This is a genomic window from Mesorhizobium sp. M7A.F.Ca.CA.001.10.2.1, assembly GCF_003998575.1.
In the GTDB taxonomy this organism is placed as follows: domain Bacteria; phylum Pseudomonadota; class Alphaproteobacteria; order Rhizobiales; family Rhizobiaceae; genus Mesorhizobium.
In genome coordinates this window covers 1-808 of record NZ_RZQY01001184.1, presented here as the reverse complement: position 1 = coordinate 808, position 808 = coordinate 1, and the positions used below count along the sequence as shown (strand labels likewise).

The window sequence follows — 808 nt, the reverse complement described above, 5'->3', positions numbered from 1 at the left end:
GCCGTAGAGCGCGCCGGCATGCGCGACATCGTCGAGGGCCAGAAGCTCGGCTACGAGATGGTCCGCGACAACAAGTCGGGCAAGATGTCCGCCGACCAGTTGAAGGCGGCCTGAAAAAAGAATTCAGCTCTCCCGGTGACCACGGATGTACTGGCACCGGTGAGTGGCGAATTCGGGCGCATGGCCGCGGAGACCTGAGTTTCCACGGCATATCATGCGCATGAGAAGGGCGTTCGTGCATCCCCGGGTGCATCCTTTTTGGATGTCATCTGGTTGCGCGGCGCTCCATGAAGGTCAGGCGGTGCCTGGCCTTTTTCATTTTGCGCGCCTTGCCGCCGAAAGTGCGCTGCGCGCCGGCCTGGACGTGCTAAGGGACGCTCCAGCAATTTGAATTCGCCGCGCGTATTGCTTTGTGCGTGATCCTGACCGAAGACCCGGTCTCGCTCCATCGGCACAGGCTCCTGACAGGAGAAAGATTTGACCACCAGTTCAAAGACAACCGTCGATCAGGCCGTGTCCCTGTTCAGCAAGACGCAAACCCAGTCGATGTCGCTCAACCGCATCAATTCCGAGCGCGACGCCGTCAGCGAGGCACGTGAAGCCAAGACCGCGCGTCTGCGCGAATTGCGGCTGGAGAAGGAGGCCGACGAGATGGCCGCCGCCGCCGCGCTAGCCGCTTTGCCGAAGCGGGCCGGAAGACGCTGATGGCTACCAAACGCGTACCGCCAACACCGATCGCCGCCGACGCAACCATTGCCGATATGGTCGAAGGCCTCGACAAGCCGGTCGAATTCGTCCGCCGTGTGCT

The 808-nt window shown here is 62.0% G+C and carries 1 protein-coding gene and 1 pseudogene; both read left to right on the top strand.

The window, feature by feature from the left end; all coding sequences use genetic code 11:
• Positions 1–114 (top strand): annotated as a pseudogene (locus EN964_RS39025) (cold-shock protein); the annotation flags it as partial.
• A gap of 363 nt (positions 115–477) precedes the next feature.
• Positions 478–705 (top strand): hypothetical protein, encoded by a 228-nt coding sequence (locus EN964_RS36020; RefSeq protein WP_013532399.1) that lies wholly within the window; start codon positions 478–480, stop codon positions 703–705.
• Positions 706–808: the final 103 nt, after the last annotated feature.